Genomic DNA, 12,422 nt, shown 5'->3' on the forward strand with positions numbered 1-12,422 from the left:
ATTTCCGTAGCGCGCGTGCCGCGCAGCGACGCTCAATGCGTCAACACGATCGACACCTGGATCTGGCCGCGCGTCCGCAACACTTCGAGTGACACCTCATCGCCGTGGCGGCGCAGCCGCAGATCGACGCTGGATGCGCCGAGCCTGAGATCGCGCAGCACCACGTCGTTGAGGAACTCCGGCAGGCACGGATCACGCAAGCGGATCTCGCCGCGCGCGGTGTCGAATTCCAGCCCGAGCGCGGCCTCCAGCAGCGTGAACGGCGTCGCGCTGGCCCACGCCTGCGGCGCGCAGGCCACGGGATAGAGCACCGGGCCGCGCCGGCGCTCGCGGCGGAAGCCGCAGAACAGCTCGGGCAGCCGCCGTAGCTCCATATAGCTCGCGGCGTCGAACAGCCCTTTGAAAAGATGCGCGACCGAACGCTTGAGGCCGTAGCGGGCCAATCCGAGCGCGATCAGCGCGTTGTCATGCGGCCAGATCGAGCCGTCGTGATACGACATCGGATTGTAGCGCGCTTCGCCGACGGCGACGGTTCGGATTCCCCAGCCCGAGAAGAATTTTTGGCTCATCAGATCCGCGGCGACCCGTCGCGCGCGGTCTTGGCGCACCATGCCGGAAAACAAGGTCTGTCCGGCATTCGACGTGCGCACCCTGCAGGGCTGCTTGGCGCCGTCGAGCGCGACCGCATAGGTGCCGAGCTCTTCGCACCAGAATGCCTCCTCGAACCGCGCGCGCAGCCGTTCGGCCTCGGCTTCGAGCTTCAACGCCTTGTCCGCAAAGCCGAGCGTGCGCGCCGCGCGCGCGGCGAGCTGCTTGCCGGCGAACACATAGCCCTGCACTTCAGCCAGCGCGATATTGCCCTCGGCAAGCGTGCCATCGGCGTGAAAGATGGCGTCGAAGGAGTCCTTCCAGCCCTGGTTCCGCAGTCCCTTTTCGGTGGCGCGCTGATACTCGACGAAGCCGTCGCGGTCGGGATCACCCGGACCGTCGATCCACTGCAATCCGGCCTCGACCGCCGGCCACAGCTCGCGCAACGTCTCGACGTCGCCGGTGCGCTCCAGATAGAGCCCCGCGAGCAGCACGAACAGCGGCGTCGAATCGACGCTGCCGTAATATTGCGCGAACGGCACCTCGCGCAGCGCGGCCATCTCGCCGCCGCGCATCTCGTGCAGGATCTTGCCGGGGGCGGCATCGGCGAGCGGATCGACCGCCTTGGCCTGGAACAGCGCCAGCCGCTTCAGAACGCCCTTGGCGATCCGCGGATCGACCCACAGCATCTGCAACGCGGTGATCAGGCCGTCGCGGCCGAACGTCGTCGAATACCAGGGAATACCGGCATAGGGATAACGGCCCTGCGGCGTCTCCGTCATCAGCATGTTGAGGTCGGCCATCGCCTGGCACAGCACCTCGTTGAAGATGTTGTTCGAGGTTTCGATCGAGGCCGCACCAGCCGACGAATTCCGCATCTCGCGCCGGTGCGCCAGGAGCCCGCGGAAAAACGGCACCGGCTTCTGCATGATCGGCTTGTTGCAGGACACTGCAACGAACAACGAGGTGAGCTGCCCCGGCTCGAGATCGAAATGATAGGTCGCGGCGTTGACCGACAGCCGGGTCGGCCGCGGATCGAAATGCAGCGCGGTGATCCGCGTCTGCTCGTCGAGACCGCAATACTCCAGCACCACGTCGGTCGGGCCGAGCAGCTTGCTCGAACCGATGCCACGCCGCGGCCGCCGCTCGCCGCGCACCTCGAACAGGTCGGCGAAGTCATTGTCGAACAGCAGCGTCAGATCGAAGCTCGCGGCATGATCGCCGTGGTTCTGCAGGCCAATGCGCTGATAGGCGGTGCCGCGCCACAGGAAGATCGAGCGCACGATGTGCAGCGTGTCCTTCTGCAACGTCAGGCGGCCGTCGCGATAGACGTCGGAATTGGTGAGATCGACCGTCAGCGCCGAATTGTCGTCGCGCATGTTGGAGCCGAGCAGCAAGGGCTGCACGTCCTCCAGCACCATTTCCAGCCGCGCGAGGTAGCGGGTGTCGGCGTTGAACAGGCCGTCCGGCCCGCCGGCCGAGGCGCCGATGTCGCCATGGCTATCGAGCACGATGAAGGTGTCGTCATGCTTGAGCGAGCGCCGCGGCCGCGCCGCCGGCCCGGTCATCGGAATGTAGAACGGCGATTCGGCTACGTGCTCAGTGATACGAGCGGTGATGATCTGCGTAACGACGTCAGCTGCCATCTGAACCTCTGGCGACTCTTCTCAGCTCGAATCCTAAGCTCAACGAACGCACGGGAACGCAAGCACAGGCTTGATGACGCGGGGATCAGGCCGCGCTGGTGGAAAGGCGGCCCATTTCGCGCGCCACGAGGTCGCGGTACGGACCCCTTCCCTTCACCAGGATATCGGGCGGACCGTCCTCGACGATCCGGCCGCCCTGCAGCACGACCACGCGGTCGAAGCTGCGCAGCGTCGCGAGGCGGTGTGCGATCGCGACCACCGTACGCCCGCGCATCAGGCGCGACAACGCCTCACGGATCGCCTCCTCGGATTCGGCATCGAGCGCCGCCGTGGCCTCGTCGAGCAGCAGGATCGGCGCGTCCTTCAGGAACGCGCGCGCGATCGCGATGCGCTGGCGCTGTCCGCCCGAAACCTTGACGCCGCGATCGCCGACGATGGTGTTCATGCCCTCGGGCAGGCTCTCGATGAAGTCGCAGCGCGCCGCGATCGCCGCGCGCAGCACTTCATCGTCGGTGGCGTCCGGCCGACCGTAGCGGATGTTCTCCAGGATCGAACGGTGGAACAGCGAGATGTCCTGTGGCACCACCGAGATTGCCGCACGGAGGCTCTGCTGGGTGACGCGCGAGATATCCTGGCCGTCGACCGCGATGCTGCCCTGCTCGACATCGTAAAAGCGCTGCAGAAGGGTAAATAGTGTTGACTTGCCGCCGCCGGACTGGCCGACCAGGCCGACGCGCTGGCCGGGCTGGATGCGGAGGCTGAAGCGCTCGAACACCTGCAGGCCGCCGGGATATCGGAACGACACGTTGTTAAACGCGATCGCTGCACCGCTCTTCACCAGCACCTCGGCTTCCGGATGGTCCTTCAGCTCGTGCGGCTGCAACAGCGTCGCCAGCGCCTCGGTGAGGCGCGCGACATGCTGGGTGACGTCGACCAGCGCAACGGCGAGATCGCGAGTCGCGCTGAGGATCGAGATGCCGAGCGTGCAGACCAGCACGACGTCGCCGGTCGTGGCCTGGCCCTGCTGCCAGAGCGAGAGCGCCCAGGCCAACATCGCAATAGTCAGAACGACGGTCACGGCAGCGTGAACGAGGCGGAGCTTTTCGAGATAGCGCAGGGAACGGCCGCGCGCGACCAGTTCCCGATTCACCGTCGCATCGAAGCGGTCGTGCTCGTAGCCGAGGCCGCAGAACGCGCGCACCAGCGGCAAATTGTTGATCACATCGACCATCTCGCCATCGACCGCGGCCGCCCGGTTGGCAAAATCGTCATGCAAGGGTCGGCCGGCGGCGGCCATGCGGAACATTGCCACCACCATGGTTCCCGCGATCAGGATCAGCACGGCTGACATTGTCAGGCTTACGGTCCCAACCAGGGTGATCGCGGCAAAGGTTGCGATGCACGGCGGCAACACATTCCATACGAACATGTTCTCGACTGTAAACACCGCGTTCGACGTCGCCGTGATCCGGCTGGTCAGCATGCCCGGCAGCCGGTCGGTGAAATAGCTCGGCGCGTGGCCGGTGAGATGGCGGAACATGTCGCGGCGCAGGTCGCCGGAGACGCTGACGAAGGTGTAGCTCGCGGTCCAGCTCGCGATCCGCCACAGGAAGTTGTCGGCGGCGATCAGCGACATGAGCAGCGCGAATGCCAGCCATACGCCATGCGCGGCCGACGGCCCGGCCGACAGCGCGTCGACCAGGTTCTTCACGCCATATTGCGTGCCTACCGAGCAGGCAACCGCTGCGACGACAGCCGACAAGATTACAACATGCGACGGAAGCCGCCGGCGCAGATAGCGCAGCACAAAAGGGAACGGGCGATGCGCGTATCCTGACAGATGGTCCATGACGTCCTGCAAAAGCTGTTGAAGGTGAACGAGAAAATTTTAATTGAAGCTCTCGTGCACGATGACGCGAAGGGCGGCGCTTGGATTTCTTGATGCAGCCATCACTGCGCAACAATTTTGCAACGCTGGCGTCGGCGAAAACCTGTTGGAGCGTGATGGCATCAGCAAGACCACAGTGTGATGGAAGAAAGAAGCGGCAGATCTCCCACACCTAAGGAACCTCGCACGTGCGAGAACGTTCCCGTCTTTGGCATGTCGGTGCCATCAGAGGGCTGAGGGCAGTTCATTCCACATTACAAACAGGAGACGGAGAATGCGCATCGCGCAGGTTGCCCCGCTGACGGAGGCTGTTCCCCCCAAGCTCTACGGCGGCACCGAACGGGTCGTGCACTGGCTGACCGAAGAACTGGTAACCCTTGGACATGACGTGACGTTGTTCGCCAGTGGCGATTCACAGACCTCCGCGAAGCTCGATGCGACTTGGCCGAAGGCACTGCGCCTCGACGGCTCCGTCCGCGATCCCAATGCGCTGCACATGGTGATGCTGGAACGCGTGCGGCAGAAGGCCGACGACGAGGAGTTCGACTTCCTGCACTGCCATCTCGACTATTATCCGTGGTCGCTGTTTGCGCGGCAGCCGACGCCGTTCGTGACCACGCTGCACGGACGGCTCGACCTGCCGGAGCATCAGCCGGTCTTCAACACTTTCTCCAAGATCCCGGTGATCTCGATCTCGAATGCGCAGCGCCGGCCGGTGCCGCAGGCGCACTGGGTGCGCACCATCCATCACGGCCTGCCGGAGAATCTGCTGACGCCGCAACCGGCCAGGCAATCCTATCTCGCCGTGCTCGGGCGCATCGCGCCGGAGAAAGGCGTCGATCGCGCGATCAGGATCGCAACCCGTTGCGGCATTCCGCTGAAGATCGCGGCCAAGGTCGATCGCGCCGACCAGGAATATTACGACGAGTTGATCAAGCCGCTGATCGCCGACAATCCGCTGGTCGAGTTCATCGGCGAAATCAGCGACCGCGAGAAGCCGGACTTTCTCAGCGGCGCGATCGGTCTGCTGGTTCCGATCGACTGGCCGGAGCCGTTCGGCCTCGTGATGATCGAGGCGATGGCCTGCGGCACGCCCGTCATCGCCTATAACCGCGGCTCAGTGCCGGAGATCATCGAAGATGGCCTGACCGGCTTCATCGTCGAGGACGAGATCAGCGCGATCTCCTCGGTCGGGCGCCTGTCGATGCTCAACCGCGACGCGATCCGCAAGCAGTTCGAGACCCGGTTCACCGCACGGCGGATGGCCCTCGATTATCTCGCCGCCTATCGCAGCCTGATGGAAGCCAAGCCGCGCTTCAAGCTGGTGGCAAGCGCGGAATAGAAGTTGCAGCGGTCGATCGAATAATCCGGCAGGCCGGCCGGCAGTGTCCGTGCCGGTCCGTTGGGTCATCCGATTATCAATAATACTGCCGTGTCCGTCGGCAACTCCCACGCATCGAAGTTGTCGGCATACGCGCGTCGCGTGATTGCTGCGACGCACCACTCGCAACGCGTTTGCTCAGCGCCCCGGCGGCTATCGTCTTTGCGATTGGCAAATTACGTGCTCTTATGCGCCCCGCTTGAGCCAAAAATAATAAGCGAGCGGACGGAGAGCCGCGCCGTGGTCGCACAGGGGGAACGCCATGACAGAGGACCGCAAGCCGCCGGCCATTAATAATGTCGCACCGTCCAAAGCCTCGCAGAAGAAGCTGAACCGCCGCAAATTCCTCGCCCGGACCGGTGGCGTGCTCGCAGCCGGCGCATTCGGCGCGGTCCCGATCCGGGGCTGGGCCGCCGATCCGATCAATATCGGCGCGCTCTATCCGACCACCGGCAGCATGGCGCAGATCGGCACCGGCTGCGTGGCCGCGGCGAAGCTCGCGGTCGACATGGTCAACGAGGCCGGCGGCATCAAGTCGCTCGGCGGCGCCAAACTCAACCTCATCGTCTCCGACGTGCAGAGCGACACCACGGTGACGCGCACCGAGACCGACCGTCTCATCACCGGCAACAAGCTGTCGGCGATCCATGGCTGCTACGCCAGCGCCCTGACCTTGATCGCGAGCGAGGTGTGCGAGCGCGCTCACGTTCCGATCATCACCGGATCGAGCTCCGACCAGCTCAACAAGGGACGCAGCTACACTTTCACGCCGTTCGCACGCGCCTCGCAATTCGCCAAGGCGCAGTTGCAGATGGCCAAGCTCGTCAGCGATCAGGCCAAGGTCGCCGTCATCTTCGAGAACACCGCGTTCGGCACCTCGACCTCGAACGGGCTGAAGGAGCTGGCGCCGGGCGAAGGCGTCGAGATCGTGATGTTCGAGCCCTACTCGGCCGGCTTCACCGATGCCAGCCCGCTGATCAACAAGGTCAAGGCCTCCGGCGCCAACACGCTGTTCTCGCTGTCCTACCTCAACGATCTCATCCTGATCGTGCGCACCGTGAAGCAGGTCGGACTCAACATCGCGATCAATGGCGGCTCGGGCGGCTTTGTGATGCCGGACTTCTACAAGAACGTCGGCAAGGCGGCCGAGGGCCTGCAGGGCGTCGCGCACTGGAACCACGACGTCAACGACGATGCGCAGAAGGTCAATGCCGAATTCAAGAAGCGCACCGGCGAGTTCGCGTTCGAATATGCCGGCGGGCTGGTCGCGCAGACCTTCATGCTGGCCGACGCGCTGGAACGCGCCGCCTCCGCCGACCCGAAGAAGGTGCGCGAGGCACTCTCGACCCTGGACGTCTCCTCGGGCTTTGCCGCGATGGCGCCGGGCGGCAAGGTGAAGTTCGGCCCCGACGGCAAGAACGTCTATGGCCGTCCGGTCGGCGTGCAGTGGCAGAACGCCGACCTCGCCAGCATCTTCCCCAAGGAAGACGCCCGCGCCCCGCTGATGAAGACCTGAACCACGGTCGCATCGCATGTGGGAGACACTGGCCCAGGCTGTCATCAACGGCCTGCTCATCGGCGGCATCTACGCGCTTGTCAGCATCGGCGTCACGCTGATCTTCGGCGTGGTCAAGATCGTCAATTTCGCCCAAGGCGAGTTCGTGATGATCGGGATGTACATCTCGTTCTTCCTCGCCACCCAGTTCGGCATCGATCCGCTGGTCTCGCTGGTGGTCTCGATGCCGGCGCTGTTCCTCGCCGGCGTCCTGATCCAGCATTTCCTGATCCGCAGGGTGCTCGGACCGAACGACATGCCGCAGATCTTCCTGACCTTCGCGCTGTCGCTCTTGCTGTTGAACCTCTCGCTGATGTTGTTCAGCGCCAATTACCGCACCGTCCACACTTTCTATTCGGACGAAGCGTGGCACATCGGCGGGCTGTATGTTCCCGTGGCCAAGCTGATCGCCTTCGCGGTCGCGATGGCGCTGAGCGGCCTGCTCTGGGTATTCCTGCACACCACCGATCTTGGCCGCGCCATGCGTGCGGCATCGCAGAACCGCGACGTCGCGATGCTGATGGGGATCAATCCGAACCGCGTGTTCGCGGTCGCCTTCGGCACCGCGCTGGCGCTCGCAGGCGCCGCCGGCTCGCTCCTGATGCCGTTCTATTCGGCCTATCCATTCGTCGGCCAGGTATTCGTGCTGATGGCGTTCGTCGCCGTCGTGATGGGGACGCTCGGCAATGTGATGGGCGCGCTGGTCGCGAGCCTGATGATGGGGATTGCGGAATCGCTCGGCATCCAGTTCGTCGGCGCCGATTCCGGGCTGATCGTGGTGTTCGCGCTATTGCTCTTAACGCTTGCCTTCAGGCCAAGCGGCCTTGGCGCCAGGAGGGGCCGCTGATGCAGACGTCAGGCACATTGAAATGGCTTGGGCTCGCGATCGGCGCGGTCGTCATGCTGGCGCTGCCCCAAATCGTCACGTCGTCGTTTGCGATCGACATCTTGATCCGCATCTTGCTGTTCTCGTTCATCGGCGTCGCCTGGAACCTGATGGGCGGCTATGCCAAGCAGCTTTCGCTCGGGCACGCCGCGTATTTCGGCCTCGGCGCCTACACCTCGACCATCATGCAAGTGAATTACGGCATCTCGCCCTGGATCGGGATGATCGCGGGCGGTGTGGTGGCAATGCTGGCGAGCCTGCCGATCGGCTGGCTCTGCTTCCGCCTGCGCGGCCCCTATTTCACCATCGCGACGATCGCGACGGCCCAGGTGCTGATGCTGATCTTCCTCAAGTTCCGCGACTTCGCCTGGGGCGCCGAGGGCACCACGATCCCGAACCTCGGCAGCGCGCCGCTGATGATGCAGTTCGAGGAGAAGTCGTCGTATTACTACGTCGTGCTCGGCTTGCTCGTGGTCGGACTGTGGATCACCCACAGGATCGAGAAATCCTGGATCGGCTACTACCTCGTCGCGATCGGTGAGGATGAAGATGCGGCTGAGGCGATCGGCGTCAACGCGCCGAAGGTCAAGCGGGACATCTACATGATCAGCGCGTTCCTGACCGCGCTCGCCGGCACCTTCTACACCCAGTACATCTACTTCATCGATCCTGCGACCGCGTTCAGCTTCAACGTCTCGATCGAGGCCGCGCTGGTGTCGATCGTCGGCGGCATCGGCACGCTGTGGGGCCCCGTGATCGGCACTGTGCTGCTGGAAACCACCTCGGCGCTGCTGCAGAGCTGGCTCGGCAGCTCGGTGGGCGGCATCCAGCTCACGGTCTACAGCCTGATCCTGATGGCGGTGATCCTGTGGCGGCCGACCGGGCTGATCGGGTTTGCGACCGATCTCTATCGCCGCTGTGTCCGGCGCCAGCCGGCGCGCGCCTGAGGTCGCCCCGATGGCAGAAGCATTGGTCGTCAGGGGTCTCAGCAAGCGTTTCGGCGGCCTGCGCGCCGTGCAGGACGTCAGCTTCACCGTGCAGGAGAACGAGACGGTGGCGCTGATCGGGCCGAACGGGGCCGGCAAGACCACGAGCTTTCACTTGATCACCGGATTTCACCGGCCGGACTCAGGCTCGGTGCTCGCCTTCGGGCAGGAAGTCGTGGGGCTCAAGCCGCATGACGTCTGCGCGCTCGGCATGGCGCGCACCTTCCAGGTCGCAAAGCCGTTCGGCGCGATGACGGTTCTTGCCAATGTGATGACCGGCGCGTTCCTGCGCGACCGCCATATCGCCGCCGCCCGCAGCAAGGCGCGCGAAGCAATCGAATTCGTCGGCCTCGGCGCCAGGGAGCAGACCCCGGCCAAGGACCTCACCACCATCGACCAGCGCCGGCTCGAGATGGCCCGCGCGTTGGCGACGCAGCCCAGGATCCTGCTGCTTGACGAGGTGATGGCCGGGCTCAACCCGGCCGAGATCGATCAGGCGGTGGCGCTGGTCAAGAAACTCTCCGCAAGCGGCCTGACCATCGTGATCGTCGAGCATGTGATGCGCGCGATCATGGCGGTGGCGCGCCACATCGTGGTGCTCGACCACGGCCAGAAGATCGCCGAGGGCGCGCCGAAGGAGATCGTGGAGAATACGGAGGTGATCCGCGCCTATCTCGGCTCCTACGTGCATCCGCCGGCGCCGGGAGACGCACATGCTTGAGCTCTCCGGCGTCAGCGCGAGCTACGGCTCGGTCCCTGCCATCACCGATGTCAGCATCGCCATTGGCGAGGGCGAAGCCGTCGGCCTGTTGGGCGCCAACGGTGCCGGCAAGAGCACGACGCTGCGCGCCGTCTCCGGCCTCGTCAAACTGTTCGCAGGCAAGGTCACCTTTGACGGCGTCGACCTCGCGACGCTGCCGCCCTACCGGATCCCCGAGCTCGGCATCGCACACGTCCCGGAAGGCCGCCAGGTCTTCCCCGAGATGACGGTGCAGGAGAATCTCGAGATCGGCGCCTATACGCCGAAAGCGAAGGCGGATCGCGCGCGCACGATGGAGCTGGTCTACAGCATCTTCCCGCGGCTCGCCGACCGCCGGAAACAGCTTGCCGGCACCATGAGCGGCGGCGAGCAACAGATGGTCGCGGTCGGACGTGGCCTGATGCTGAAGCCGCGCCTGCTGATGCTGGACGAGCCCTCGCTTGGCCTCGCACCCGTGATGACCGACGTGACCTTCGAGAAGATCGGCGAGATCCACAAGATGGGCACCGCGATCCTGCTGGTCGAGCAGAATGTCAGCCGCGCGCTGTCGCTGGTGCAGCGCGCCTATGTGCTGGAAAGCGGCAATGTGATCATGCAGGGCACCAGCGCCGAGCTCGCCGACAACAAGCAGGTGCAGGCGGCGTATCTCGGGATTTGAGATGTCCGTTCGTCATTCCGGGGCTCGCGTAAGCGAGAGCCCGGAATCCATCGATCCGCGGGGTTGCGGCCCGATGGATTCCGGGCTCGCGCCAAGAGGCGCGCCCCGGAATGACGACTTCGTTTCGGCACTACCTCACCACAGTCCGCTTCGGCTCGACGATCTCCCACATCCGTGGGAATTCATCCATCAGCATCATCAACTCGCCGAGCCGCAGCGGCTCGCCGGACACCTTGACCTTGCCGGCGGCGACGGCTTCCGGGAACGTGGTCAGCTTGGCGATGACCTCGTCGAGCACGCTGCGCGCCAAGGTGAAGCCGGCGTGCGCATCGGGTGCCTGCGTGCCCTTGACGTAGGTCAGCGCGGAGTTCTCGAGATTGAGCACGAAGCTCTCGCCTGTGTCGGTAAAATTCCAGTTCAGCACGATGCGCTTGCCTTCGGCCTTGGGGCCGTTGAGGCGAATGCCGAGCACGTCCCAGAGCTGCTCGGTGCGCAGCGCGGCCAATGTCTCGCGCGGCATCGGCGAACGCGGCGGCGTCTTCGGCATGCCCTGCCGAAGCTCCTGGGCGCCGAACAGATAGGCATTGCGCCAGGTCGAACTCTCCGCGGCGTAGCCGAGCTGCTCGAACGTGTCGGCCAGCAGTGCACGGGCCGCCTGGTTGTCGGGCTCGGCGAACACCAGATGGCTGACGGCCTGCGCAACGAAGCGGAATTCGCCCTTGGCGAAGTCAGCCGCGGCGCGCTTCAGGATCGCGTCGGCGCCGCCCATATACTCGACATATTTCTTGCCGGCCTCGACCGGCGGCAAGGAATCGAGATTGACGGGGTTTGCGTCGTACCAGCCGAGATACTTCTGGTAGATCGCCTTCACATTGTGCCGGATGTGACCGTAATAGCCGCGGCCGTGCCAGGCCCCCTCCAAACTCTGCGGCAGCCGGATCGTCTCGGCGATCTCGGCGGCATTCAGCCCGTGGTTCATCAGCCGGATGGTCTGGTCGTGCGCGTATTTGTAGAGGTCGCGCTGCTCGCGGATCATGGTGTCGATCCGCTCCTGCCCCCACACCGGCCAGTGATGCTGGCCGCACATTGCCTCGGCCTTGCCGCCCCACATCTGCAAGGCTTCGCCGAGATATTTCGACCATGCCAGCGCATCGCGCACGTCGGCGCCGCGGAACGGCAGCAAATTATGGAAATTGTGCGTGCAGTTTTCCGCGAGGTTCAACAGCTTGTAGCGCGGGATGAAGAAGTGCATCTCCGCCGGAGCCTCGCTGTTCGGCGCCATCTGGAATTCGAACTCGACGCCGTCGATCACGCGCTTGTCGCCGGTCGCGATGATCAGGTCGGTCGGCCGCAGCAGCGCCACGCCACCGGCCGCCATGGTCTTGCCGAGGCCGCAATCGACCTGGCCGCGCACGCCCTTGGCGAGGAACGGCCCGAACTGGTATTGCGCGCGGCGCAGCATCGCCGGACCCGCGATGATGTTCTCGGAGACCGCATGCTCCATGAAGAAGTTCGGCGCGATGATTGGCACGCCCGCCGCGAGCATGGCGTCGTCGAGCACGCCGCGGGCGCCGCCCCAATGGTCGGTGTGGGTATGGGTGAAGATGACAGCGGCGACCGGCCGCTTGCCGCGATGCTGGAAATACAACTCCATCGCGGCGCGGGCGCCCTCGATCGAGGTCAGGGTGTCGACCACGATGACGCCCTTGTCGCCCTCGATCAGCGTCATATTGGCGATGTCGAGGCCGCGCACCTGATAGACACCGGGCACCACTTCGAACAGGCCGTGATGCATGTTCAGTCGCGACTGCCGCCACAGGCTCGGGTCGACGGTCGCGGGCGCTTTCTCCTCGGACAGGAAGCCGTAGGGCTCAAGGCTCCAGACCACCCTGCCCTGCGCCGAGGTGACGCGGGCGTTCTCGATAGTGCCGAGAAAGCCGCGCGCGGCATCGTCGAAATCCCTGGTGTCGGCGAACGGCAGCGCCTTCAACCTCGCCTCGTGCTGCGCGATGACCGGCGCGGATGCCGCCTTCGGACCATCGTGCGAGGTTTCACCTGCGGTTGTCTGGGTCAT

General features: G+C 64.8%; 9 protein-coding genes. 6 read left to right on the plus strand and 3 right to left on the minus strand.

Annotated elements, in window-relative coordinates:
* Positions 1–32 precede the first annotated feature (32 nt).
* Positions 33–2,234, minus strand: coding sequence for an amylo-alpha-1,6-glucosidase (locus ACTUWL_RS05840; RefSeq protein WP_021080760.1), 2,202 nt, complete (start codon positions 2,232–2,234; stop codon positions 33–35).
* 85 nt (positions 2,235–2,319) lie between these two features.
* Positions 2,320–4,083, minus strand: a complete 1,764-nt coding sequence (locus ACTUWL_RS05845; RefSeq protein WP_021080759.1) for an ABC transporter ATP-binding protein — start codon at positions 4,081–4,083, stop codon at positions 2,320–2,322.
* Between the two features lie 313 nt (positions 4,084–4,396).
* On the opposite strand from ACTUWL_RS05845, the gene ACTUWL_RS05850 reads away from it, so the two are divergent.
* From ACTUWL_RS05850 to ACTUWL_RS05875, 6 genes are all read left to right on the plus strand, one after another.
* Positions 4,397–5,464 (plus strand): glycosyltransferase family 4 protein, encoded by a 1,068-nt coding sequence (locus tag ACTUWL_RS05850; RefSeq protein ID WP_021080758.1) that lies wholly within the window; start codon positions 4,397–4,399, stop codon positions 5,462–5,464.
* 301 nt (positions 5,465–5,765) lie between these two features.
* On the plus strand, positions 5,766–7,019 hold the full coding sequence (locus ACTUWL_RS05855) for an ABC transporter substrate-binding protein (RefSeq protein WP_021080757.1): 1,254 nt from the start codon (positions 5,766–5,768) through the stop codon (positions 7,017–7,019).
* A gap of 16 nt (positions 7,020–7,035) precedes the next feature.
* Positions 7,036–7,905, plus strand: coding sequence for a branched-chain amino acid ABC transporter permease (locus ACTUWL_RS05860; RefSeq protein ID WP_021080756.1), 870 nt, complete (start codon positions 7,036–7,038; stop codon positions 7,903–7,905).
* Positions 7,905–8,891: a branched-chain amino acid ABC transporter permease gene (locus ACTUWL_RS05865; protein ID WP_021080755.1), complete on the plus strand. Its 987-nt coding sequence runs from the start codon at positions 7,905–7,907 to the stop codon at positions 8,889–8,891. The genes ACTUWL_RS05860 and ACTUWL_RS05865 overlap by 1 nt, the downstream gene beginning before the upstream one ends.
* A 10-nt stretch (positions 8,892–8,901) precedes the next feature.
* A complete protein-coding gene (locus ACTUWL_RS05870; protein ID WP_021080754.1) occupies positions 8,902–9,651 on the plus strand; it encodes an ABC transporter ATP-binding protein in 750 nt (249 codons plus the stop codon).
* Entirely contained in the window at positions 9,644–10,348 is a 705-nt protein-coding gene (locus ACTUWL_RS05875) for an ABC transporter ATP-binding protein (protein ID WP_021080753.1), read from the plus strand. Before ACTUWL_RS05870 ends, ACTUWL_RS05875 begins: the two co-directional genes overlap by 8 nt.
* 130 nt (positions 10,349–10,478) lie before the next feature.
* Here the strand turns inward: ACTUWL_RS05875 and ACTUWL_RS05880 are convergent, their stop codons facing one another.
* Positions 10,479–12,422, minus strand: coding sequence for an alkyl/aryl-sulfatase (locus ACTUWL_RS05880; protein WP_021080752.1), 1,944 nt, complete (start codon positions 12,420–12,422; stop codon positions 10,479–10,481).

The sequence above is a fragment of the Bradyrhizobium sp. WCU1 genome (assembly GCF_053474805.1).